Origin of the sequence: Streptomyces sp. NPDC007896, assembly GCF_042959425.1 — a bacterium.
Classification (GTDB): domain Bacteria; phylum Actinomycetota; class Actinomycetes; order Streptomycetales; family Streptomycetaceae; genus Streptomyces.
In genome coordinates this window covers 279,934-303,970 of record NZ_JBIBKX010000012.1, presented here as the reverse complement: position 1 = coordinate 303,970, position 24,037 = coordinate 279,934, and the positions used below count along the sequence as shown (strand labels likewise).

The window sequence follows — 24,037 nt, the reverse complement described above, 5'->3', positions numbered from 1 at the left end:
TCGAAACATCCCCTGGAGTCAGTCATGCGCACAAAAAGAATGATCCATGTCGCCGCCGCAGCCGCGGCCGCGGGCTCGCTGCTGGTCGCCTGTAGCGGGGCGGGCGGCTCCTCGAGCTCCGGTGGCGGCGGCAAGAGCATCAACGTGCTGATGGTCGGCAACCCGCAGATGGAGGACATCCAGAAGCTGACGAAGAGCACGTTCACGAAGGACACCGGCATCAAGGTCAACTTCACGATCCTTCCCGAGAACGAGCTGCGTGACAAGGTCACCCAGGACGTCGCCACCCAGGCCGGCCAGTACGACGTCGCCACCGTCGGCGCCTACGAGATCCCCATCTGGCAGAAGAACGGCTGGCTGCACGAACTGAGCTCCTACGCCGACAAGGACACGAGCTTCGACAAGGCCGATCTGCTCAAGCCGATGGTCACGTCGCTGTCCGGCTCCGACGGCAAGCTCTACGCCCTGCCGTTCTACGGCGAGTCGTCGATGCTCATGTACAACAAGGACGTCATGCAGGCCAAGGGCATCACGGTGCCCGAGCACCCGACCTGGCAGCAGATCGCCGACATCGCGGCCAAGGTCGACGGCGCCGAGCCCGGCATGAAGGGCATCTGCCTGCGCGGTCTGGCCGGCTGGGGAGAGCTCGGCGCGTCCCTGACGACCGTGGTCAACACCTTCGGCGGCACCTGGTTCACCAAGGACTGGAAGGCCCAGGTCAACAGCGCGGCGTTCAAGAAGGCCACCAACTTCTATGTCGACCTGGTCAAGGGGCACGGCGAGGCGGGCGCCCCGCAGGCCGGGTTCACCGAGTGCCTCAACGCGATGAGCCAGAAGAAGGTCGCGATGTGGTACGACGCGACCAGCGCGGCCGGTTCGCTGGAGGACCCCAGCTCCAGCAAGATCTCCGGCCATGTCGGCTACGCGTACGCGCCGACCGTCGAGACCAAGAGCAGCGGCTGGCTGTGGAGCTGGGCGTGGGCCATGCCCAAGACCACCAAGAACGCCGACGCGGCCTCGCAGTTCATGCTGTGGGCCTCCAGCAAGAAGTACGAGAAGTTGGTCGGCGAGAAGCTCGGCTGGGCGCGCGTCCCGGCCGGCAAGCGGGCCAGCACGTACGAGATCCCGGAGTACCAGAAGGCCGCCGCGTCGTTCGGTGACATCACGCTGAAGTCCATCGAGGGCGCCGACCCGGCCAACCCGGGCGTCCAGCCGAGGCCGACCGTGGGCGTCCAGTACGTGGCCATCCCCGAGTTCCAGGACCTGGGAACGAAGGTCACGCAGGAGATCTCCGCCGCCATCGCCGGAAAGACCAGCGTGGACAAGGCGCTCGACGACGGCCAGAAGCTCGCCGAGGACGTCGCCAAGAACTACCAGTGACCCGCACGAACCGCCCGGCCGGCCCTCCCCCGGCCGGGCACCGCTCCCCCCTACCCGGCCGTCACTGGCGGAGGAAAGCCCATGACCACGCTCACTGCTCCCCTCAAAAAAGCATCACCGCCCAGCCGTCCACGCACCACCACCGGCGTCAGCAAGTGGAAACGCCGCTTCCCGCTGTTGCCGGCACTGGTCTTCACCATCGTCGTCACGCAACTGCCCTTCGTGGCCACGATCGTGATCTCCACGCTCCAGTGGAACATCCTCAAGCCGGGCGACCGGCACTTCGTCGGACTGTCCAACTTCACGTTCGTCTTCACCGACGAACGACTGCGCACGGCGGTGCTCAACACCGTCGTCCTCACCGCGTCGGTGGTGCTCATCAGCGTGGTCCTCGGACTCGGCCTGGCGATGCTGCTCGACCGCAGGTTCGTCGGCCGCGGCCTGGCGCGGACCCTGCTCATCTCCCCGTTCCTGGTCATGCCGGTCGCGGCGGCGCTGCTGTGGAAGCACGCCATCTACAACCCCGACTACGGCCTGCCCAACGGCACCCTCAACGCCGTATACCGGCTTTTCGGCGCGGACAACGGCCCCACGGTCGACTGGATCTCCTCCTACCCCATGCCCGCCGTCGTGGTCTCGCTGGTCTGGCAGTGGACCCCGTTCATGATGCTGATCCTCCTGGCCGGCCTGCAGGCGCAGCCCGGCGACGTCCTGGAGGCGGCCCGCATGGACGGCGCCTCCGCCGTGGCGACCTTCCGCCACATCACGCTGCCGCACCTGCGCCAGTACATCGAACTGGGCATCCTGCTCGGCACGATCTACGTCGTGCAGACCTTCGACGCGGTCTACACCATCACCCAGGGCGGCCCCGGCTCCCAGACCACCAACCTGCCCTACGAGATCTACCTGACCATGTTCCGCAAGTACGAGTACGGCCAGGCGGCCGCCGCCGGAGTCGTCGTCGTCATCGGCTCGATCGTGATCGCGACCTTCGCTCTGCGCACCATCGCGTCGCTGTTCCGCGAGGAGACATCCCGATGACCGCTCACGCAGCCCTCGCCGCCCCCGGCGCGAGGTTCAAGAAGCTCCTCCGCCGCCACGACGACCACGGCGGTACACCGCGGCTGTCGCCGCTGTGGACGTTCGTCGCCTGGCTCGCCACCCTGGCCTTCTTCGCACCGGTGGCGTGGATGGTGCTCACCTCCTTCCACCAGGAGGCGGACGCGGCGACCAACCCGCCGACCCCCTTCGCGCCCCTCACCTTCGACCAGTACAGACTGCTGTTCAGCCGGGACATCACCCCCTTCCTCCTCAACTCGGCCATGGCCAGCGTCCTTTCGACGCTGCTGGTGCTTGCCCTGGCGGTGCCGGCGGCCTACGCGCTGTCCATCAAGCCGGTCGAGAAGTGGACCGACGTGATGTTCTTCTTCCTGTCCACGAAGTTCCTCCCGGCCATCGCGGCCCTGCTGCCGGTGTACCTGATCGTCAAGGACGCCGGAATGCTGGACAACGTCTGGACGCTGATCATCCTCTACACCGCCATGAACCTGCCGATCGCGGTGTGGATGATGCGCTCGTTCCTCGCCGAGGTGCCCAAGGAGATCCTGGAGGCGGCCGAGGTCGACGGCGCGGGCCTGCTCACCGTGCTGTGGCGGGTCGTCGCGCCGGTCGCCATGCCGGGACTCGCCGCCACCTCGCTGATCTGCTTCATCTTCAGCTGGAACGAGTTCATGTTCGCCGTCAACCTCACCGCGACCAACGCCTCGACCGCACCGGTCTTCCTCGTCGGCTTCATCACCAGCGAGGGCCTGTTCCTCGCCCGGCTCTGCGCCGCCGCCACCTTGGTATCCCTGCCGGTCCTCATCGCCGGTTTCGCCGCCCAGGACAAACTGGTCCGCGGCCTGTCCCTAGGAGCAGTCAAGTGAAAGCCGCTGTCATCGAAGCCCCCGGCAAGGTCACCGTCACCACGGTGCCCGACCCCACCCCCGGGCCGCGCCAGGTCGTGATCGACGTAGCGGCCTGCGGGCTGTGCGGAACCGATCTGCACATCCTCCAGGGCGAGTTCGCCCCGAAGCTGCCCATAGTCCCCGGCCACGAGTTCGCCGGAGAGGTCGTGGGCCTCGGCAGCGAGGTCACCGAACTCAAGATCGGCGACCGGGTCGCCGTGGACCCCTCGCTGTACTGCAACGAGTGCCGCTACTGCCGGGCCGGCCGCAACAACCTCTGCGACCGGTGGCAAGCGATCGGCGTGACCGTGCCGGGCGGCGCCGCCGAGTACGCCGTGGCACCCGTCGCCAACTGCGTACGGCTGCCCGACCACGTGGACGTCCAGGACGCGGCCCTGATCGAACCGCTGTCCTGCGCCGTGCGCGGCTACGACGTGCTCAACAGCAGGCTCGGCTCACATGTGCTGATCTACGGCAGCGGGACCATGGGCCTGATGATGCTGGAGCTGGCCAAGCGCACCGGTGCCGCCTCGGTGGACGTCGTCGACGTCAACCCGGAACGGCTGACCACGGCCGAGAAGCTGGGCTGTTCCCAAGCGGCCCTCTCCGCCGACGAGTTGGGGCGACCGGGCGGCTGGGACGTGGTGGTCGACGCGACCGGCAACGGCGCCGCCATCCAGGACGGCCTGGAACGGGTCGCCAAGGCCGGAACGTTCCTGCAGTTCGGGGTCTCCGACTACGCGACGACAGCCACCATTTCGCCGTACCGCATCTACAACCAGGAGATCACCATCACCGGCTCCATGGCAGTGCTGCACAGCTACGAGCGGGCGGCGGAACTGTTCGCCACCGGGGTGCTCGATCCCCAGGTGTTCATCAGCCACCGGATGCCGCTGACCCAGTACCCGCAGGCACTGGAGCAGTTCGCAGCCGGCCAGGGACGCAAGATCGTCGTACTGCCCTGACCCAGGCCCTGCGGCCTGGGTCCGTCTGGGCGACCTGACGTGCGAAGACGCGCTGAACTCCTGTCCCGACCGGACGGACGCCCGGACGCTCGTCAGGCTCGCCCAGGCCGGTTCCGGTTCGTGCCGCGGCTCTTCATCCGGACGCCGCTCAGCAGTTCAGGTCAGGGCACGTTCATAGTGGGGCGGGTGGGACTCGAACCCACGGCCGACGGATTATGAGTCCTTTGAGGATCTTGGCGGCCCTTGCCGATCAACGCTCATCTTTGCCGTTTTACCAGGTCAGGCGTGCTGATCCGTGTCAGTCCTGTGTGGTGCTTGTCGATGTGTTCCTGTCCTTGTGGCCCCTCAATGGCCCCTGACGGTCTTTGAGGGAGACGACGACAGCCGCAGGAGCCGCGTCCCCCCAGTGCGGTCGGGGGGCGAACTCGCCCGCAGCGGATTGCCTTTCCAACGCGCGGAGGCTCCGCCCCGGTACTCAGGGCGGAGCCTCTGCGGCCGTTGCCGCAGGCCAGGAATTCTTCGTACAGGCTACCGAGCGGCGACGGATGTGCACCAAGGCGGGTTGCGTAGCGCGGCTGGATGCGTGGGCCGTACCGGAGGCCGCGGGTACAGCCCACGCTACGCAGTGGAGGCACGTGCCGGCTTGTCACCGCGTTCGCCCCGGGAGGCACGCGGCGTACAGGCTTTGGGGGTGTGGCAGTGGCTCAGGCGGCCAGGCCGGTGAAGGAGCGGCTGAACTGCTGGCCCGACTGGACCATGCTCCGCACGCTGCTGAGCCGCTTCCGCTCATACTCGCGCAGAGCCTGTGCCATGGCCTGTCCGCGTACACCGGCCGAGACGGCTGCGGCGACCGCCTCGGCGTCGTGGAGTGAGGCGCTGAATCCCGAGCCCGTCATCGGGGTGGGCACGTGGGCGGCGTCGCCGACGAGGGCGAGGCGGCCGTTGACGAGCTGGTCGGGGACGTACTCGGCGATGGGGGTGCCGATCACGGCACGCCGCTCGATGCAGTCGAGGATGGCCTCGCGCCAGGGCGACGGCCACAGGTCCTCGGCCTTGTCCACGAGCTCGCGGAAGGTCGCCTCCGGTATGTCGGCGGAGGTGAGCGACCGGCGCACGACGTTGCCGACGACAGCCCGCGTTTCGCGCAGGAGATCGTTGTGGCTCGCGTCGTACCAGGCCCAGCCGGCCTGGCGGGAGCCCGGTGTGACGGAACCGTCGGGGCCGGGCAGCGGATAGCCGAGGAGATAGTCCTCTCCACCGCTGAGGATGTCCACGTCCCGCGGCAGGTGGCACGAGGGCACGAGCGAGGACTCATCGGTGAGACCGAGCCAGATCAGGTAGCCGGCGAACGTCGCGTCGGGCTTGTCGGGTGCGACGGCGGCGCGCACCACGCTTCCGTGGCCGTCCGCTCCGATCACGACATCGCCCCGGAAAGTCTGCTGGTCCGCGGTGATCGCCCGCGCCGAATCCGCGTCCTGGCCGACGCCTCGTACGGTCGTGTGGGGGCGAAGCTCGATATGGGGGTCGGCGTCGACGGCCGCTCGGAGCCGGGCGTGGACAGCCGTCCAGCTCTGCACGCCGGAGGCCACCGAACTCAGCGGCGCCGAGCCGTTCTTCGAGTGACGGGATCCCGTGATTCTGCTGAGCAGGCCCTCACTCACCCCGCCAAGGGCGGCCCCTCTCCGGGCCCGGGGGACCGCCCCCGATCGCTCCAGCATCGTCACGTCCACTCCGGCGTGCGACAGGGCCAGTCCGGTCATCAGACCCGCGAGGGAGGCACCGACGACGACGGCGGTGCCATGGCGTTCGTCCTGGTTCCCGGAGCGGGTCGTGTCACGCGCTGCTGTGGTCATGCTGTTCTCTCCTTGATCACCGGACTCCTGCCGGTCATGGCTCATCCCCTTGGCGGCCGGGCCCACGGAAGTGGGGTACCGACCATGGAACCGAGGCCGGACAGGATGTGGGAGTCTCGGTGGTGAGGGGTACCGGCAGGGACCCCGAGTCGGCATCCCTGAAAGCCAAGGGCTCTGAATCACGGGGAACTGCCGGATGCTCAGTGCGAGAGCAGCGCGCCGAGGTCGATCTTCCCGGTCTGCAGCTTCGCGTCGTGGGGCTCGTTCAGTCCGCCGTCGGTGATGTACAGCCGCTGCCCGCGCACTGCGGTGGCGGTGGGCGAGGCGAGGCCGTCCGAGGCGGTCAGCACGGTCCCGGTGGTGCCGTCCGGGTAAACGATCGCGATCTGGTTCTGCGTGTTCAGCGCGGCGAACACGACGTTGGAGTGGTCGCTGAGGAAGTTGAAGTCGTCGACGCCGGTGAGGCTGCTGGTGACGGTGTGGATCCGGCCCGGAGCTCCGGTGGCGGTGACGGGGATCCGCAGCAGGGTGCCCTTGCTGAGGTTGGAGACCCAGACGGCGCCGTTGTGGAAGCGGAGTCCGTTCGCGCCGTACGGCACGGGTGCGGACGCCTTGATCGCGAGGGCGGGGTCGACCAGCCAGGCGGTCGCGGGGCCGCCGGCGACCGGTACGGCCCAGACGGTGCCCTTCTGGCTGTCGGCGACGTACAAGGTGCGCCCGGCCGGATCGATGGCCAGACCGTTGGGGACTCCTCCGACGGGCAGCGCCGAGATGCGGTGGGGGGTGCCGCCGGGCGGCAGCTTCCACACTCCGTTCCGGGAGGCGTCGGAGGACCACACGTTGTAGTAGATGGTGCCGTCGTGGCCGCGGGTGTTGCTGGTGATTCCGTCGCCCTTCTGCCCGGTGACCAGCACCGTGCGGTGCCCGGACGGCGAGATCCGCACCAGCGCCGGACGTTCGCCCGCGGGCGCGCCGACCATCGAGACGGTCAGTGAATTGTCCGGGGCGACGGTGACGTTCTCAGGGACGTCGCCGGTGGCGAAGTCGAATGCGGCCACGGTCCTGACGTGGCTGACGGCGGGCTGCGCATCCGCACACTCGGTCGCGGCGGACGCGTACGGGGCCGAGACGATGACGGCCGCTACCGCTGAGATCACCGCGAATCCGGACCGCTTCTTCATGGGCAGGGCTTTCGTGATCATTGCGTTCTTTCGTGCTTTCGTTCTTGGGCTTGTTGGAGAGGTGCTTCACGGTCCCTAGTCGGGGATCGGGAAGCCGGCGTTCTGCAGGTCGAGCGAGTCGGGGTCGGGGCCGCCGCGTACGCCGGTGTCGAGGGCGTCGATCGCGGTCACCTCGTCGGGTGTCAGGGCGAAGTCGAAGACGTCGAGGTTCTCGGCGATGCGGTGCGCCTTGACGGACTTGGGGATCGCACAGAAGCCGTGGTCGAGGTGCCAGCGGAGCACGACCTGCGCGGGTGTCTTCGCGTACTTGTCGGCCAGGGCGGTGATGACGGGGTCTTCGAGCGGGTTGGTGTCGGCGCCCCGGTAGACGTAGGCGCCGCCGATGGGCGACCACGACTGGGTCAGGATGCCGTGGCTGTCGTTCGCCGCCCGCCACTCGGGCTGCGTGTAGTAGGGGTGCACCTGGATCTGGTTGACGGCCGGGACGATGCCGGTGCGGGAGATGAGCTCGTCGAGCTGCTTGGGTGTCTGGTTCGACACGCCGATCGCTCGGACGCGGCCGTCGGCGAGGAGCTTCTCCGCCGCCTTGTACGCCGCGATCGTCTTCTCGAAGTCGGACGGCATTGGCTGGTGCAGCAGCCACAGGTCGAGCTGTTCGAGGCCCAGCTTGCGCAGGCTCACGTCGAAGGCCCGCAGCGCGGAGTCGTAGCCGTAGTCGCTGAGCCACAGCTTGGTCGTCACGAAGATCTCGGAGCGGTCCACATCGGAGCGGGCGATCGCCTCGCCGACCTCCCTCTCGTTGAAGTACGCGGCTGCGGTGTCGATCAGCCGGTAACCGTCGTGCAGCGCGGTCAGGACCGCGTCGGTGGTCTCCTCGGGGGTGCTCTGGTAGACGCCGATCCCCAGGGCGGGGATCTGCACTCCGTTGTTCAGGGCGATGAGCGGGTTCGTTCCGGTCATGATTCGCTCCTATCGGGTTGGGCGCACGCAGCAGTCCGCACGTGCGGAGGTGAGGGGGCGCGCGGGCTCAGTCGGCTGAGGCCGCGGCCGGCAGTTCGACCTTGGTGAGGTCGGCGCAGTACTCCAGCAGCCGGTCCTGCACCTCGGGTGACTGCGTCGCCAGGTGCGGAGGGCGGGGCTGCCGGTGGTGGAAGTAGCGGCCGGTGACCAGCGCCTCGGCGTCATCGCTGACAGCCAGCCATGCCTGGGTCACCGGAGCCAGCCGCAGGTCGTCAGTGGCTCCGCTCCCGCCCATCTTCGTGGGGACCCAGCCCGGGTCGACGGCGTTGGAAAGCACCGCGGGCCACTTCCTCGCGACGGCGAACGTGAGCGCGGTGAGGTGGAACTTCGATTCCGAGTACGCCTGGGAGCCCTGCCATGGCCGCGTCGCCCATTGCGGGTCCCGCAGGGTGGTGTCGCCGCTGTGGTGCATGCCGGAGCTGAGGTAGACGAGCCGCCGGGGCGGGGTGATGAGCGCCGTGAGGAGGTAGGGCGCCAGCACGTTGACCGCGAAGACGTCCGAGAGGCCGTCCTCGGTCTCTACCCGTTCTCGCCCGTAGTAGCCGACGCCGGCGTTGTGGATGACCGCGTCGAAGGTGCCCAGGTCGTTGACCTGGGCGGCGACTTCGCGGGTCTGGGCGATGCTGGACAGGTCACCGACGGCGACGCCTGCGGTGTCCGGGAGTGCGGCGTGTGCGTCGTGGGCCCGGGCGTTGTCGCGTGCGTGGAGCGCCACTGTGTGGCCCTGCCGGGACAGCAGTTGGGCGGCCATCAGGCCGAGGCCGTCGGTGGAACCGGTGATGAAGATGCGAGCCATGAGTTTTTCCTGACGGGTTCGGACCCCGACCAGTCGCTAGTCCGGGTCGCTGACCCGATTGCTGGTGGCGACCTTGAGGGGTACGTCGAGCAGCGGGAGCAGTTGCTCGACGACCTTCGTCACGTTCGGGTGCTCGGCGTGTTCCGCGACCGCCTCGGCCGAAGCCCAGCCGTCGACGATGTAGAAGGTGTCGGGCTCGTCCGACTGCTGGTAGAGGTCGTAGTAGAGGCATCCGGTCTCGGCTCGCGCGGGGCCCACGAGTTCCAGCAGGAGTTCCTCGACCCTGGCGCGGTGGGCTGCCTTGCCGCGTACCTCGCAGATGATGTGGCGCTCTGCCGACTTGGCAGTGGTCATGTCGGTCATGTGAATTCCTTCGTCAGTTCTGGCCGGCGTAGACGCGGGTCATGCCGCCGTCCACGACGAGGTCGACGCCCGTGATGTAGCGGCTGCCGTCCGAGGCGAGGAAGACGAGGGCGTCGCCGATGTCCTCGGCCGTGCCCACGCGTCCTGCCGGGATCTCCTTGGCGACGCGCTCGACGTAGGCGGCGATGTCCTCATCGCTCAGCTTCTGTTCGTGGCTGTAGCCCTCGGTGGGCACCACTCCGGGGCTGATCGAGTTGACCCGGATCCCCCGGTCCTTGAGGTCCGTCGTCCAGCTGCGGGCGAGGGAGCGTACGGCCGCCTTCGACGACGCGTAGACGGCGAACCCGGGCAGCCCCATGTCGGCGGTGATCGACGCGTTGAGGACGATGGACGCGCCGTCGCGCAGGACGCCCAGCACGCTCTGCACCGTGAGGATGACGCCCTTGATGTTGATGCCGAGCTCGCTGTCGATCTGCTCCTCGGTCAGCTCGGCGAGGGGCGTGGCGTGTCCGCCACCCGCGTTGGCGAAGAGTATGTCGAGGTGGCCGTGCGCCGCCTTGATCGTTTCGGCGACACGAAGCATGTCGGCCTTGCTGGTGACGTCGGCCTGGATCCCGGTGGCGGACGCGCCGAGCTTCTCGGTGGCGGCGTCGAGCACGTCCCTGCGCCGGCCCGTGATGTAGACGGTGGCGCCTTCTTCGATCAGTCGCCTGGCGGCGCCGAAGCCGAGTCCGGTCGTGCCGCCGGTGACCAGGGCGATCCGCCCCTTGAGTGCCTGCGTTTCCATGTGAACTTCTCCTGATGGGTGGGGCCTTCCCGACGAAGCGCCTCGAACGACGCTCCGGCGCTTCGTCAGGAAAGGGCCAATGGGAGCCGGTGGCTTACCGGTTGATGGTCTTCTGCTGCGCTGCGGTGTACCGCTCGCCCTTGATCTGCACCTGGGCGACGGCCTCTTCGATGCGCTTGAGGTCCTCGGAGGTCAGTTCCACGCTGTCGGCGCCGCTGTTCTCTTCGAGGCGGTGCAGCTTCGTCGTGCCCGGGATCGGTGCGATCCACGGCTTCTGTGCCAGCAGCCACGCGATGGCGGTCTGGGCCCGGGTCGCCTGCTTGGCGTCCGCGATCTCACCCAGCAGCGCGATCAGCGCGAGGTTGGCCTGGCGCGCCTCTTCCTCGAAGCGCGGCAGCACGTTGCGGACGTCGTTGGCCTCGAACTTCGTGTCCTGGCTGATCGCGCCGGTCAGGAACCCCTTGCCGAGCGGGCTGAACGCCACGAAGCCGATGCCCAGTTCCTCCAGCGTCGGCAGGATGACCTCCTCGGGCTCGCGCCACCACAGCGAGTACTCGCTCTGCAGGGCCGTGACCGGCTGTACCGCGTGGGCCCTGCGGATGACGTCCACACCGGCCTCGGACAGGCCGAAGTGCTTGACCTTGCCCTCCTGGATGAGCTCCTTGACGGCTCCCGCGACCTCCTCGATCGGCACGTCGGGGTCCACCCGGTGCTGGTAGAAGAGGTCGATGCGGTCGGTCTGCAGGCGCTTGAGGGACTGCTCGGCGACGATCCGGATCCGTTCCGGGCGGCTGTCCAGTCCCGCCGTGGGGTTGCCGTCCTTGAACCCGAACTTGGTGGCGATGACGACCTGGTCGCGCACCGGCGCGAGGGCCTCGCCCACCAGCCTTTCGTTCGCTTCCCCGTACCCCTCGGCGGTGTCGAAGAGCGTCACACCGCGCTCGGCGGCGGCCCGGATCAGCTTGATGGCCTCACCCGTGTCTGCCGCCGGGCCGTAGCCGAAGGTCATTCCCATGCAGCCGAGCCCGATCGAGGACACTTCGAGGCCGCTGTTTCCCAGTTCACGCTTCTTCATGGTGGTTCTCCTTTCGAGTGGCCGCGGGCGATGACGCCCTGGCCGGTGTGGGTCCTGATGGTGGGTGAGGTGTGCCGGGCGCCCGGTCAGGCCGCGTCGTCGTGGGCCAGGTCCCAGCCCAGCTCGCGTGATGCCTCGACCTGCGCCAGCAGCTCCTTGGCCTTTGCCTCTACGGCGGTGATGGCGTCGGCGCCGGCCACGAACCGCACCGGCGGCTCGTCCTGCTCGGCGACCTTCAGCAGGGCGGCGGCCAGCTTGGCCGGGTCGCCGGCCTGGCGGCCGTTCATGGACTTCCAGCCCTCGATCTGCGCCGCGGTGCTCTCGACGTAGTCGTCGACGATCCGCTCCGGCCAGGTGGTGGAGGCGTCCGCCAGCAGCTCGGTGCGGAAGAAGCCGGGCTCCACGGTCGTGGTGCGGATCCCGAAGGGGGCCACATCCAGGCGCAGCGCCTCCATCCACCCCTCCACGGCGAACTTGGAGGTGGTGTAGGCGGCGCAGAACTCCTGGCCGACCAGCCCGGCCAGCGAGGAAATCGTCATGATGTGTCCGGCGCGCTGCTCACGCAGGACGGGCAGCACGGCGCGGGTGACGTTCATCGGGCCGAAGACGTTGGTCTCGATCTGCTGCCGCATCTGCTGCGGAGAGACGACCTCGAAGTAGCCGGCGAAGAAGTTGGCGGCGTTGTTGACCAGGACGTCGATCCGGCCGAACCGCTTCACGGCCGCGCGGACGGCGGCCTCGGCGGTGTCGGGGTCGGTGAGGTCCAGGGCGGTGGCCAGCAGGTTGTCCGGCTCGCCGCCGAGGGCCTTGACGACGTCTTCGGGGCGGCGGCCGGTGGCGACCACCCGGTGGCCGGCGTCCAGGGCGCGCTGGGCGATGTCCACGCCCAGGCCGCGGCCGGCACCGGTGACGAAGAAGACCTTGCTCATGGGGTGTTGCTCCAGACGGGTCGGCGCGGGAATCAGCTCGCGTCGGCGCCCTCGACGATGTTCTTCAGCTGGGTGATCGCGGACATCGCGTTGGGCCAGCCGGCGTAGAACGCGATGTGGGTGATGGCCTCGACCAGCTCCTCCTTCGTCACCCCGTTCTCCAGGGCCCGGGGCAGGTGGAAGGCGAGCTGGTCACCGCGGTAGAGGGCGACCAGCGTGGCGACGGTGATCAGGCTGCGGTCCCGCTGGGACAGGCCCTCACCCGCCCACACCTCGCCGAAGAGGACGTCGTCGGTGAGCCGGACCAGTTCGGGGGCGAAGTCGCCGAGCAGCTTCTGCGCGGCGCTCTGTCCTTCAGCCATGGCGTTTCATCCTTTGCAAGTGTTTGATCTGTTACGAAACGTAATCAGCCGAGATGGGGGCTGCGATGGAACACCCGGTGGTGTCCCGTACTCAGGCCGCGACGCGGTGGGCCTGAGTCTCGTGCGAGGTCTCCTCGTCCGCCGCAGGCAGGGACACCCGCGGCATGGCGGTCCGGGTGGCGCGTATCGCGGCGAGGACGAGCAGGGGAATCAGGCCCAGGCCGGCCATGACCGCGCCGACCACCTCCGGTCCGGTCACCCCCAGCGAGGTGTCCAAGGTCGTGCCGGCCAGCCAGGAGACGAGGGCGATTCCCACGTTGAAGGCCGACACCGTCAAGGCAGCGGCGAGGGCGGGCGAGGAGTGTCCGAAGCGCACGGACAGCGGGGTGGCGATCGACGTGATGCCCAGGCCTGTCACGCCGAGGAGCACCACCAGGACGACGGTCGCCACGGGGCTCGTGGACAGCGGGATCAGCAGGAGCAGCACCAGCACCGAGGCGACGGAGGTGGTGATGAACGTGGCCAGCGGCTTGCGGTCGCCGAGGCGCCCGGTGATGTTCGTGCCCAGCAGGGCGCCGACGCCGAAGCCGACCAGGACCAGCGGTACGGCTCCTTCGGAGATCCCGGTCCGCTCGGTGAGCAGCGGAGAGATGTAGCTGTACGCGGCCATGAAGCCACCCGTGACGAGCGCGGTGGCGGCCAGGACCAGCCACATACGGCCATGGCGCAGCACGGCGAGCTGGGAGCGGACGGAGGGTGTCACCTCGGCGCGTTCCTCGGCAGGGATGAACCGGCCGATGACCAGGGCAGCCACGACCGCGAGGGCGGCCAGTGCCCAGAACGTGCCACGCCAGCCGATCGCCTGACCGACCCAGGAGCCCAGCGGCACACCGGCCACGATGGCCAGGCTCATGCCGCTCATCATCACGCCCATGGCGCGGGAGGCGGCGGCCGCACCCGCGGCGGAGGTGGCCACGACCGAAGCGACGGAGATGAAGGTGCCAGTGGCCAGCGCGGTGATCACACGGGCCGCGAGCACGACGGTGAAGGAGGAGCTGAGTGCCGCGATCACGTGGCCGACGGCGAAGACGGCAAGCGCCAGGACCAGGGTGGAGCGCCTGGGCAGACGCAGCGTGGCGATCGAGATCGTGGGCGCGCCCACGATCATGCCGACCGCGAACGCAGTGATCAGCAGGCCGGCCGTGGAGACGCTGACGCCGAGGTCGGAGGACACCTCGGGCAGGAGGGCCGCGATGATGTACTCGCTGGTGATCATCAGGAAGGTGCCGAGGGCCAGCAGCGGAACGACGAACGGCAGCTTGGCGGGCTTTTCTCGGTGAGAGGACATGCGGAGATAGAGCCTTTGCTGAATGTGGGGGGTGAAACAGGGGGCCGGGTCACGGGAGCGGCCGGGTGCCGGCGCCGGTTCAACCGAAGGAGTCGGCCTTGATGCTGTCCGGGTCGGGGCCGCCGCGCAGGCCGGTGTCGAGGGTGTCGACGGCGGCCGTCTCGTCGGCGGTGAGCGCGAAGTCGAAGACGCCGACGTTCTCCGCGATGCGGTGCGGCGTGACGGACTTCGGGATCGCGGACAGGCCGTGCTCGATGTGCCAGCGCAGCACGATCTGCGCGGGGGTCTTGCCGTACTTGGCGGCGATCTGAGTGATGACCGGGTCCTGCAACGGGCTCTTGCCCGCGTGCGGCGCGTCGGGCCAGTACAGGTTCACCGCGCCGAGGGGCGACCACGCCTGGGTGACGATGCCGAGGCCGGCATGCGTCTCGCGCAGTTCGCGCTGGATGAAGTACGGGTGCAGCTCGACCTGGTTGACCGCCGGCACGACGTCGGTGCGCTCGATGAGGTCGTCGAGACGCTCGGGGCCGAAGTTGGAGACGCCGATCGCCCGCACCCGCCCGTCGGCCAGCAGCTTCTCCGCCGCCTTGTACGCGGCGACCGTGGAGTCGAACTGGGACGTGTACGGGAAGTGCAGCAGATACAGGTCCAGGTATTCCAGGCCCAGCTTGCCGAGGCTGGTGTCGAACGCACGCAGGGTCGCGTCGGGGCCGAAGTCGGAGAGCCACAGTTTGGTGGTCACGAAGACCTCGCCGCGGTCGACGCCGGAGGCGACGATGCCCTCGCCGACCTCCTTCTCGTTCCCGTAGACGGCGGCGGTGTCGATCAGCCGGTAGCCGTCCTGGAGCGCGGTCGTGACCGCGGTGGCGGTCTCCTCCGGCGGGCTCTGAAAGACGCCGAGGCCGAGCGCGGGCATCTGCACGCCGTTGTTCAGCGTGATCATCGTGCTCTTGCCAGTCATGGTGGTTCCTTGCATGAGCGGGGACGGACCGATACGGGGTCCGATATCGGTCCGGCCCCTGAAACGGGGCACTGACCATGCAACCGGGAACCGACACGATGAGGGAGTCTCCGCTGTGAGGGGTAATGGCAGGGACCCCCAGCGGTATATGCGCAGGCCAAGGCCCCGCCCATGCTGCCGGCGGCAGCCGGAGATGGCGGGGCCGTGGAGGTCGGTTCAGCTCCCGGAGTCCGCCTCGGCGGCCTGCGCATCCGCGGCCTCGGCCGTGGCGGACCAGCTCGCCAGCAGTTTCAGAGCGTCCTCGGCCGCGGAGCCGGGGGCCGCGTTGTACAACGCCACGACCAGCCCCGAGCCGTCCGGCAGGTTCATCGATTCGAAGTCGAGCTCCAGCTCGCCGACGACCGGATGCCGAAGGCGTTTCGTCCCCTCATGGAAGACGTGCACGTCGTGGGCGCCCCACATCACACGGAAGGCGTCGCTGCGGGTCGACAACTCACCGATCAGGTTCGACAGCTCCCGGTCGTACGGGTTCTTGCCCGCCTCGATCCGCAGCGCGCCCACAGCACCCCTGGCGATGCGTTCCCAGTCGACGTAGAACCGCCTGGCCGCGGGGCTGAGGAACACGAACCGCACGGTGTTCGCCCCGCAGACCGGATCGGCGTACATCTCCGAGAACAGCGCGCGACCGAGCGGGTTGGCGACCAGAATGTCGAACCGGTGGTTCTTCACGAACGCCGGCATGCCCGGCATGCCGTCCACGATGCGCTGCACACTGGGCCTCACCGCCGGCCGGGCAGTCCGGCGCCGCACCCGGGCGGGCGTCGTGTTCGCCGCTCGGGCCAGGTCGAACAGGTGCGTGCGCTCCGTGTCATCGAGCCGCAGGGCCTGGGCGAGCGCGTCCAGGACGCCGTCGGAGACACCGCTGAGATTGCCGCGCTCCAGCCGCGTGTAGTACTCGACGCTGACGCCTGCGAGCGTCGCGACCTCGTTCCTGCGCAGCCCGGTCACCCGGCGTTGGCCGTACACGGGCAGACCGGCCTGCTCGGGCGTGATCTTGCCACGGCGAGATTTCAGAAACGCACTGATTTCGGCGCGGTTGTCCATGAGGCCAGGGTAGGTTCGCCGCACATGGACTGAGAGACCCTGTCATTACCCCTCACAGCAGTAACCCCCAACAACACCCTCCTCCCGCAGCATAAAAGTGCAGGTCAGATAGGGTTCGCCTTGGGCACCGACCACGGCCCGCCCCAAGGCCCTCGGCAGGAAGCGACGTCTGCCGGCCTGTCGGTGGCCCCCACCGCCTGACCAAGCAACCGCAGGGCCTGAAACGAGAGGGTCGAGTAACCCATCGGGGCCGTTTCCTCTTCGGGCTGTTTCCCTGCCCTCTCAGTCATCGCCAGACCCTCCCTCAGCAGCCGTCCGCTGCCACTGGGAACCAGGTGGGCTATCGCCACGCAGGCCGACGTCGCCCTACCTATGCCCGCCCAACCAGCAAATGGGACAACAGATCGGCCCTGAGACACCGTCGGCCTGGACACGGCCGCGTCGCCCCGGCCCCTGTACGGCCCCTGGACCCTGGCATCGAGCGTCAGAGCGGTCGCCCTGACAGCGAGCGACGACCTCGATCACCTACTCCGCCGCAGGTCAGAGGCGCTACAACTCCCCCGACCACCGCCGGACTCCAAACCCACGAGCAGCGGATTCAGTCCGTCCAGGCAAAGTTGACGCTCCGGCACCTAAAAATGAACGTTTTCGCAGGTCAAAAGCCTGCCGTGGTGGGGCGGGTGGGACTCGAACCCACGGCCGACGGATTATGAGTCCGCTGCTCTGCTTACGACGAGATTCGCTTCCCCAACGCTCCCCGGTCGCCGACATCCGGCGGGCCGCAACAGGACCCAGAACGAGCCGAGCAGGATCCTGCTGAATGTCACGCTCGCGGTCGCACGGTGCCCGCGCCGGAGTCTGCACACCCTCATAACCCGGTGTCCCTACAACCTGTGCGCCAACTTCCGCGGCTGTGGGCGCGGACATGGGCCCCGGGTATCCACTCCACCCACACAGGTCCGTCACATGTTCACGAACGTGGTCAGCCTGCCTGTGGTGGCTGACCGGGGTGCCGCGTGACTCGGTCGGCTCGGGCGGGCGGGTCAGAGTTCGCCCGGTGCGCCGAGGCCGGTCAGGGCGCCGACCGGGTCCAGGTCGGGGGTGCCCCGGGGCCACCAGTCCTCGTGGCCCGGTTCCGATTCGTAGGCGTACCAGAGGCCGTCGTGGCCCAGGCGGAGCTGGGCGTGGCCGCGGGGGTGGGTGAGGTGGTTGCGCCACGGGCGGAAGGCGGGGAGGTCGGCGGCGAGGAGGAGGGGGCGGGCGCGGTCGAAACGGCCCGCGGGCGGGTCCCAGGGTTCTTCGAGGACGGTGAGCCCTGCGAGCCCGCCCTGCCGCCAGGCGGCGACCGCGCGTGCCAGGTCGGCCGGGGTGCGGCCGGCGGCGGAGGCCAGCGAGGAGTACAGGGCGCGGGTCGCGGCGGTGAGGCCGGAACCTGGGCGGGCGGCGGCCAGCCGTACCGCGTCCTGCCAGAGCGTCAGCTCCGCGACCGGGTCACGGCCCGTGGTGAGCAGCGCGTGCGCGCGGGCGGCCGCGTCCGTGGCCAGCTGGTCCAGTGCGAACGGGTCGGGGCCGCCCGGCGCGCCCGGGTAGGTCGGCGGCTGCTCGGGGTGCGCGGGGGCGGGCAGCGGCGCCGGGAGGGGCGGCAGCGCCCGGCGTGTGAGGGCGTCACGGGCCCGTACACCGGGCAGCGGCGCCGGCTGGTGTTCCTGGGCGGCGCGGGCCGCGCGGGTGGCGTTGCGGCGGGACAGCGCGTCCAGCAGGTCGCGCTCGCCCCTGCCGCGCAGCAGAAGCAGCACGAAGGGGTCCTCGTCGAGCAGACGTGCCGTCTGGTAGCAGAGGGCGGCGGCGTGTTTGCAGGGGTGGCCGTAGTCGGGGCAACTGCACTGGGGTGCGAGGTCGCCGGGGCCGGGGAGCAGGTCGACTCCGCAGTCCGCGAGCGACTTGGGCATCTCCTTGTCGAGGAGCGCCGCGATGTGCCCGGGGCGCTCGGCGGCCGCGTCGAGGAAACGGTCCCAGTCGCCGTCGTCCAGCGTTCGCAGTCGGACCTGGACGCGGTACGGCCGCGGGCGGCTCCCGTGGACATAGGCGAGCACGAGTCCCGGTGTGACGGTGATGGCGTCGACGTGCCCCTGGTCGGCGTACGCCCGTCCGCGCGCCAGCCGCGCCGCGTCCAGGGCCCCTTCTTCGAGTGCGCTCACCCAGGCGTTGCCCCACCAGGTCTCCGCGAAGGTGTGCGCGTCCGCGTGCGAGGTGCGGGCGGGGAGCGCTTCGAACGTGCGGCGCAGCTCGCCGTCACGGCGCGGGGATGCCATGGAGCGTGGCAGGGCGGCGGCCGACGGGAGCATGCTCGGCTCGCCGAGCCGGGGCTGTGTCGGCTGCGTCGGCTGCGTCGACCTGCGGTGCCCCTTCTCGGCGTCGGGCTCGGTGTCGGAGTCGGGCTCGGTGTGGGTCTTGGCGTCCCGCGCGGTCTTGGTATCGGGCTCGGTGTCGACGTGCGCCGGACGTCCGGTGGCGGTTGCCTCGCGCGGCGTTTCGGAGCCGGGCAGCTCGAAGGCCTCCGCGAGCACCTCTCGCACGTCCCGGACCCGGCCTCCCCGGTCGTGGTCCCGTCGGTCGCGCCGGGCTCGCGAACCGGCCGACGCGCGGTCGGCGGACCGGTGCGCGCTCTCGACTCCCTTGATTTCCGCCGCCGTTCGCGCCTGTCTGGCCTCCGTGCGCGCGGCGCGCAGTGCCTCGCGGGCGATGTCACCAGGACGCGTGCCGGTTGCGGGCACGTCGGCGGACGGGGCGTCCGCCGTCTCCGCTCGGGCGGGAGGTCGTACGGGGCCGGGTTCGGCGCCTGAGTCGGTCTCCGGATCCGGGACGGTGTCCGCACCCGAACTCGGGCCCGGGTGCGGATCGCTCCCCCTCGTGGCGGCCCGGCGCAGGGCCTGCCTGGCCACGTCGCCCGGTCGGGCCGCCGGGGAGGTCACCCCGTCGGACCGCGAACCCGGCTCCTCCCCTGCCGCCGCAACCCGGGTGTCGCGCTCCCGCGCGGCTCGCAGCGCGCGACGCGCCACGTCGGCGGGGCGCGGCCCGGCCGCCGGACGTGACGGCTCGGCCTCGGGCACGTCCACGCCCCCGGTCACCGGTCGGGTCTCCTCCTCGGATCCGCTCACGACGGCCTCCGCAGTGACACCAGGTCCGACAGCTCGCGGTCGGTCAGTTCGGTCAGGGACGCCTCTCCGGAGCCCAGGATGGCGTCGGCGAGCGCCCGCTTCGCTTCGAGCATCTCGGCGATGCGGTCCTCGACCGTGCCCTCGGTGATGAGGCGGTGGACCTGGACGGGCTGGGTCTGGCCGATGCGGTAGGCGCGGTCGGTGGCCTGTTCCTCGACGGCCGGGTTCCACCAGCGGTCGAAGTGGACGACGTGGCCCGCCCGGGTGAGGTTCAGGCCGGTGCCCGCGGCCTTGAGGGACAGCACCAGGATCGGGGTGGCGCCGCTCTGGAAGCGGTCCACCATGTGCTCGCGTTCGGCGATCGGGGTGCCGCCGTGCAGGAGCTCCACCGGGACGGCGCGCGCGGCCAGGTGGGCGGTGATCAGTCGGGCCATCCCCACGTACTGGGTGAAGACCAGCGCCGAGCCGTCCTCGGCGAGCAGTGTGTCCAGCAGCTCGTCGAGCAGGGCGAGCTTGCCGGAGCGGGCGGAGGGTCCGTGGGCGGCCGCCCGGGCGTCCTCCTTCAGGAACAGCGCCGGGTGGTTGCAGATCTGCTTGAGGGAGGTGAGGAGCTTCAGGACCAGGCCGCGGCGGGCGATGCCCTCGGTCGTCTCGATGGCGAGCATCGACTCGCGGACCACGGCCTCGTAGAGGGAGGCCTGTTCGCGGGTCAGGGGGACCGGGTGGTCCGTCTCCGTCTTGGGCGGGAGCTCGGGGACGATCCCGGGGTCGGACTTCTTGCGGCGCAGCAGGAAGGGGCGGATCAGCCGGGCGAGGCGGGCGATCGCCTCCTCGTCCTCGCCGTTCTCCACGGCGCGCGCGTGTCGGGCGCGGAAGGACTTGAGGGGGCCGAGCAGGCCGGGGGTCGTCCAGTCGAGCAGGGCCCACAGCTCGGAGAGGTTGTTCTCCACGGGGGTGCCGGTGAGGGCCACGCGCGCGGGGGACGGGATCGTGCGCAGGGCCTTCGCCGTCGCCGAGTAGGGGTTCTTGACGTGCTGGGCTTCGTCCGCGACGACCATGCCCCACGTCTGCTGGGCGAGCCGGGGCGCGGCCGAGCGCATCGTGCCGTAGGTGGTCAGGACGAAACCGCCGTCGAGGTCCTCCAGGGTGCGGTCGGGGCCGTGGAAGCGGCGGACGGGGACGCCGGGCGCGAAGCGGTTGATCTCCCGCTGCCAGTTACCCATGAGCGATGCCGGGCAGACGACCAGGGTGGGTTCGCCGCGGTCCCGGCGCAGGTGCAGGGCGATGACGGTGATGGTCTTGCCGAGGCCCATGTCGTCGGCGAGGCAGCCGCCGAGGCCGAGCGAGGTCATGAGGTCGAGCCAGGCGAGGCCCCGCAGCTGGTAGTCCCGCAGCCGGGCCTGGAGACCCGGGGGCGGTTCCACGGGGGTGATGCCGGCCGTCAGGCGCTCGCGCAGTGTGGCGAGGGCGCCGACCGGGACCGCCTCGACCGTCTCGCCGTCGACCTCCGCGGTGCCGGTGAGCGCCACGGACAGGGCGTCGACCGGGTCGAGCAGGCCCAGCTCCCGCTTGCGGGCCTTGCGGACGAGCGCGGGGTCGACGAGGACCCACTGATCGCGCAGCCGGACGACCGGGCGGTGGGCCTCGGCGAGGGCGTCCATCTCGGCCTCGGTGAGCGGGTCACCGCCGAGGGCCAACTGCCAGCGGAACTGGAGCAGTTCCTCGCTCTCGAAGAATCCGGTGCCGTCCGTGGCCGAGCCGGGCGCGGGGCGCACCACCGCGGCGGCGCTGAGGTCGTGGGCGAGGTCGCGGGGCCAGTGGACGGCGACTCCGGCCGCGCCGAGGCGGGTCGCGACGATGCCCAGCAGGTCGGAGAGCTCCTCTTCGGAGAGCGCGAGGACGTCGGGCGCATCCTGTTCGGACAGGCGGTCCAGGGGCGGCCAGACGCGGGCCGCGCGGCGCACGGCGAGCGCCGCGTCGACGCGCGCGCGGGGGCCGAAGGCCGTGTCGGCGTCGCCCGCCCACAGGGCCGCGGCGTCGACGACGAGGGTGGGGTCGGCGAGGCTGTGCACCTGGACGACGGCGGCGCCCGCGCGGTGCGCGTCCTCGCCGTCGTCGAAGAGCTGGTACGCCGACAGGTCCAGGCGGAGCGAGATCCGTACGCCCGCGTCCATGCCCGCGGCGACCTCGGCGGCCCAGTCGTGGCCTCCGGGCAGCCGCTGCGGCTCGCCGGCCGCGAAGGGTTTCCCTGAGGTGTGGGGAGCGGCGGGGGTGCGCGGCAAAGTGTCGGCGACCGCGTCCAGGAAGGAGCGCATCAGCGCTTCCGGTTCGGGCAGCCGGAGGGGGCCCTTGCCGGGGAGCGGGACGGCATGCCCTTCGTACGGGAGGGCGGCGGCCACGGCCCGCAGGTGGGCGATGTCGTCCGGGTCCAGTGGGCCCGCGCGCCAGGCGTCGTGGCCCTCGGGGGTGAGCCCGGGCAGCAGCCGGCCCCGCGCGACGAGCCGCAGCGCGTGCAGCGCGGCCGCGCCCCAGCAGATCGTGGCCGGATGCGCGGCGCGGTCGTGGCGGGCCCCGGCAAGCAGTGGGAGGGCCTCGGCGATCGGCAGGGTCAGCGCGGGGACGGTGCCGCGGCGGCCTCCGGAGCCGTGCGGTCGTACCACCGTCAGCTCGGTCGGCTCGGCGGACGTCGTGCTCTCGGCGGGCGGCACGCTCCCGGAGCCGCCGTCGGACGGCAGCGGCCCGCCCTCCGGGTCCCAGAAGGCGACGCGCCCCTGGCGGGGCACGGGTGCGGGCAGGAAGACGGCGGCAAGCCGCACCGGCACAGCCGTATCGGTCCGCACGGCCTCGTCGCCCATACGTCCGGTCACCTCCCGCCCCTCGGTCGAATCAGTTGTCTTCGACTCTACGGGCGGGCTCTGACAATCGGTCCCGACGGTGGCGCCGGCGCGGGGCGGCTCAGGGGATCGTGCGGGAGACGACGTAGACCATGGCGCGCCCGGGCTGGGGCCAGTTCACGACGATGTCCTGGGTGGGCGCCGGGTCCTTCTGTTCGTGGACGAGGCCCCACCACGAGCCGGGGCCCGTGAACTTCCAGCCGACGACCTTCTGGTCGCGGGCACTGATGGCGATGTCGTTCTTGCGCAGTTCGTCCCGGTTGGTGCCGATCTCCGCGAGGAACTGCTCCAGGCCCGGGCCGTTGGTGGCGAACTGAACGTAGAAGCGGCTGGTCTTCCAGTTGTTCGTCTCGTAGGAGGCGACGGCGACGGCGTTCAGCGGGATCGGCACCTGGTAGAGGCGGCGCTGGACACGCGAGGGCCAGCCCACGGTGAGGCCGGTCGCCGAGTACTTCTCCTCCTTCTGCTTGCCGCTGTCGCGGCTCTGGTTGGCGGAGATGACCAGGTAGCCGGCCGGGACGCCGATGAGCAGCACGATGATCAGCAGCGTCAGGGCACGGCGGCGGAACTTGCGGCGCGGGTCCTCCGGCGGGCGCTGCGGCTCGTCCGGAGGTGAGGCCTGGCGCGGCAGCGAGGCCGTCACAGCGTCCCCTGGGTCGTACGGCGGGACTCGGAGTAGCGCTCGTACCGCTCGTAGCGCTCCACACGGCGGCGCTTGGCGCGGCGGAAGCGGCGGGCGACGAGGCGGGCGAGGTCGGCGGCGCCGACCATGCCCGCCTCGGGGCCGAGCTGGGCGCGGGCGATACGGGCCTCGGGGCGGTAGCCGCGGCCGGTCAGGTGGCGGCGGAAGGCGTCGCGCGCGGGCCCGATGAGGAGGTCGTCGGCCGCGCTGACGCCGCCGCCGATGACGAAGCAGGAGGGGTCCAGGGCCGCCGCCAGGTTGGCGATGCCGACGCCGAGCCACTGGCCGATGTCCTGGAGCAGCTCGATGCACATGGCGTCGCCCTCGCGGGCGAGCTCGGTGATCATCGGGCCGGTGATGTCGCCGATGTTGCCCTTGACGTGCTCGATGATCCCGTACGCGACCGGGGAGTCCGCGGCGGCGAGTTCGCGGGCCTCACGGACCAGCGCGTTGCCGGAGCTGTACTGCTCCCAGCAGCCGCGGTTGCCGCACGCGCAGCGGTGGCCGCCGGGGACCACCTGCATATGGCCGAACTCGCCCGCGACGCCGAACTTGCCGCGCTTGACCTGGCCGTCCTCCAGCAGCGCGCCGCCGATGCCGGTGCCGAGCGTGATCATGACGAGGTTGTCCTCGCCACGGCCCGCGCCGAACCGCCACTCCGCCCAGGCGGCGGTGTTGGCGTCGTTGTCCACCAGGACGGGAACGGCGAGCCGTCCGGCGAGACGGTCGCGCAGGGGCTCGTTGCGCCAGGACAGGTGGGGAGCGAAGAGGATGCGGTTGCGCTCGGCGTCGACCCAGCCGGCCGCACCGATGCCCACGGCGTGCACGTCGTGCCGGTCCGAGAGGTCCAGGACCAGCTCCACGATGGTGTCCTCGACGACCTTGGGGCTCTTGGACTTGTCCGGCGTCTCGGCGCGGAGCTTCTCCAGGATGTTGCCGTCGGCGTCGACGACGCCCGCCATCACCTTCGTGCCGCCGATGTCGATACCGACGGTGGGGACGCGGGGCGCCGTCAGGTGGGAACGGCGTTCACGCGTCCCTACGGTCCGCAGGACAGTGGCCCGCGCGGAGCCGCGGTGTGCGAGGTCGCGGTAGGTGCTCATCGGGCCGATTCTGCCTCACCGTGCCATAGGGGCGCATGGCGGAGTCCCCCTGAGCTCTCCGGAACGCTCCGTCGGAACGCCCCGGAGAGCCTTGGGCCGTATGTGAACCGCGGGCCGTGTGTGGCTGGTC

20 protein-coding genes are annotated in these 24,037 nt (G+C 70.3%); 4 read left to right on the top strand and 16 right to left on the bottom strand.

What is annotated here, in order from left to right; translation table 11 throughout:
* The first annotated feature begins 24 nt into the window (after positions 1-24).
* The 4 genes from ACFZDJ_RS34625 (at position 25) to ACFZDJ_RS34610 (ending at position 4,291) form a co-directional block, all read left to right on the top strand.
* The gene (locus ACFZDJ_RS34625) at positions 25-1,380 is read left to right on the top strand and encodes an extracellular solute-binding protein (RefSeq protein WP_391064795.1); all 1,356 of its coding nucleotides are present in this window, start codon (positions 25-27) and stop codon (positions 1,378-1,380) included.
* A gap of 81 nt (positions 1,381-1,461) precedes the next feature.
* Entirely contained in the window at positions 1,462-2,421 is a 960-nt protein-coding gene (locus tag ACFZDJ_RS34620) for an ABC transporter permease subunit (RefSeq protein WP_391064792.1), read from the top strand.
* The gene (locus ACFZDJ_RS34615; protein ID WP_168512653.1) at positions 2,418-3,305 is read left to right on the top strand and encodes a carbohydrate ABC transporter permease; all 888 of its coding nucleotides are present in this window, start codon (positions 2,418-2,420) and stop codon (positions 3,303-3,305) included. The genes ACFZDJ_RS34620 and ACFZDJ_RS34615 overlap by 4 nt, the downstream gene beginning before the upstream one ends.
* Entirely contained in the window at positions 3,302-4,291 is a 990-nt protein-coding gene (locus tag ACFZDJ_RS34610; RefSeq protein WP_390934367.1) for an alcohol dehydrogenase catalytic domain-containing protein, read from the top strand. The genes ACFZDJ_RS34615 and ACFZDJ_RS34610 overlap by 4 nt, the downstream gene beginning before the upstream one ends.
* Positions 4,292-4,995: 704 nt before the next feature.
* Here ACFZDJ_RS34610 and ACFZDJ_RS34605 read toward each other — a convergent pair.
* The 16 genes from ACFZDJ_RS34605 to ACFZDJ_RS34530 form a co-directional block, all read right to left on the bottom strand.
* Positions 4,996-6,144, bottom strand: a complete 1,149-nt coding sequence (locus ACFZDJ_RS34605) for an FAD-dependent monooxygenase (protein WP_391064789.1) — start codon at positions 6,142-6,144, stop codon at positions 4,996-4,998.
* A gap of 200 nt (positions 6,145-6,344) precedes the next feature.
* Complete coding sequence (locus ACFZDJ_RS34600) at positions 6,345-7,346, bottom strand: SMP-30/gluconolactonase/LRE family protein (RefSeq protein ID WP_391064786.1); 1,002 nt, start codon at positions 7,344-7,346, stop codon at positions 6,345-6,347.
* Between the two features lie 54 nt (positions 7,347-7,400).
* Positions 7,401-8,285 (bottom strand): aldo/keto reductase, encoded by an 885-nt coding sequence (locus ACFZDJ_RS34595; RefSeq protein WP_390934370.1) that lies wholly within the window; start codon positions 8,283-8,285, stop codon positions 7,401-7,403.
* A gap of 67 nt (positions 8,286-8,352) precedes the next feature.
* Positions 8,353-9,141 (bottom strand): SDR family NAD(P)-dependent oxidoreductase, encoded by a 789-nt coding sequence (locus ACFZDJ_RS34590; protein WP_391064783.1) that lies wholly within the window; start codon positions 9,139-9,141, stop codon positions 8,353-8,355.
* 36 nt (positions 9,142-9,177) lie between these two features.
* The gene (locus ACFZDJ_RS34585; RefSeq protein WP_390934372.1) at positions 9,178-9,504 is read right to left on the bottom strand and encodes an antibiotic biosynthesis monooxygenase; all 327 of its coding nucleotides are present in this window, start codon (positions 9,502-9,504) and stop codon (positions 9,178-9,180) included.
* A 13-nt stretch (positions 9,505-9,517) separates the two neighbouring features.
* On the bottom strand, positions 9,518-10,291 hold the full coding sequence (locus tag ACFZDJ_RS34580; protein WP_391064780.1) for an SDR family oxidoreductase: 774 nt from the start codon (positions 10,289-10,291) through the stop codon (positions 9,518-9,520).
* 94 nt (positions 10,292-10,385) lie between these two features.
* Positions 10,386-11,366, bottom strand: a complete 981-nt coding sequence (locus ACFZDJ_RS34575) for an aldo/keto reductase (RefSeq protein WP_391064777.1) — start codon at positions 11,364-11,366, stop codon at positions 10,386-10,388.
* A gap of 86 nt (positions 11,367-11,452) precedes the next feature.
* Complete coding sequence (locus ACFZDJ_RS34570) at positions 11,453-12,295, bottom strand: SDR family NAD(P)-dependent oxidoreductase (RefSeq protein WP_391064774.1); 843 nt, start codon at positions 12,293-12,295, stop codon at positions 11,453-11,455.
* Positions 12,296-12,327: 32 nt separating this feature from the next.
* On the bottom strand, positions 12,328-12,657 hold the full coding sequence (locus ACFZDJ_RS34565) for a carboxymuconolactone decarboxylase family protein (RefSeq protein WP_390934376.1): 330 nt from the start codon (positions 12,655-12,657) through the stop codon (positions 12,328-12,330).
* Between the two features lie 91 nt (positions 12,658-12,748).
* Entirely contained in the window at positions 12,749-14,005 is a 1,257-nt protein-coding gene (locus ACFZDJ_RS34560) for an MFS transporter (RefSeq protein WP_391064771.1), read from the bottom strand.
* A gap of 79 nt (positions 14,006-14,084) precedes the next feature.
* Positions 14,085-14,966 carry an aldo/keto reductase gene (locus ACFZDJ_RS34555; RefSeq protein ID WP_391064768.1) on the bottom strand — a complete coding sequence of 294 codons (882 nt, stop codon included), beginning with the start codon at positions 14,964-14,966 and terminating at the stop codon, positions 14,085-14,087.
* A 216-nt stretch (positions 14,967-15,182) separates the two neighbouring features.
* A complete protein-coding gene (locus ACFZDJ_RS34550; protein WP_390934379.1) occupies positions 15,183-16,070 on the bottom strand; it encodes a helix-turn-helix domain-containing protein in 888 nt (295 codons plus the stop codon).
* Positions 16,071-17,113: 1,043 nt separating this feature from the next.
* Positions 17,114-19,180, bottom strand: coding sequence for an SWIM zinc finger family protein (locus ACFZDJ_RS34545; RefSeq protein ID WP_391064934.1), 2,067 nt, complete (start codon positions 19,178-19,180; stop codon positions 17,114-17,116).
* Positions 19,181-19,224: 44 nt separating this feature from the next.
* Positions 19,225-22,083: an SNF2-related protein gene (locus ACFZDJ_RS34540; RefSeq protein ID WP_391064932.1), complete on the bottom strand. Its 2,859-nt coding sequence runs from the start codon at positions 22,081-22,083 to the stop codon at positions 19,225-19,227.
* Between the two features lie 100 nt (positions 22,084-22,183).
* Complete coding sequence (locus ACFZDJ_RS34535) at positions 22,184-22,765, bottom strand: sugar kinase (protein ID WP_391064765.1); 582 nt, start codon at positions 22,763-22,765, stop codon at positions 22,184-22,186.
* Entirely contained in the window at positions 22,762-23,907 is a 1,146-nt protein-coding gene (locus ACFZDJ_RS34530) for an ROK family glucokinase (protein ID WP_054237090.1), read from the bottom strand. The genes ACFZDJ_RS34535 and ACFZDJ_RS34530 overlap by 4 nt, the downstream gene beginning before the upstream one ends.
* Positions 23,908-24,037: the final 130 nt, after the last annotated feature.